1 protein-coding gene is annotated in these 256 nt (G+C 27.0%); it reads right to left on the reverse strand.

Annotated features, from left to right (window positions below; translation table 11 throughout):
• On the reverse strand, positions 1 to 256 hold a 256-nt coding region (locus AYC60_RS01415; RefSeq protein ID WP_269146639.1), incomplete at both ends, for an NAD(P)-dependent oxidoreductase.

Below are 256 nucleotides of genomic sequence, written 5' to 3' on the forward strand. Positions count from 1 at the left end.
ATTTTTGAAACAAATTCCACAGTTACAAGTTTTACGTTTTCTTTAATAATTGGAACGTGTAATGATATTATGTCACTTTCTTTTACTAATGTGTCTAAATTTACTTGAGTTACAATATCTTCTATATCATCTTTTTTACATACATCTTTATCAAATACATTTGCACCTACACCCTTAAATAATTTTGCTGCTGTTAATCCTATTTTACCAAGACATATTACTGCAACTTTGCAATTTCTTATTTCTCTAGCAAACA

This window comes from Streptobacillus felis (assembly GCF_001559775.1).
GTDB classification, from domain to species: Bacteria; Fusobacteriota; Fusobacteriia; order Fusobacteriales; family Leptotrichiaceae; genus Streptobacillus; species Streptobacillus felis.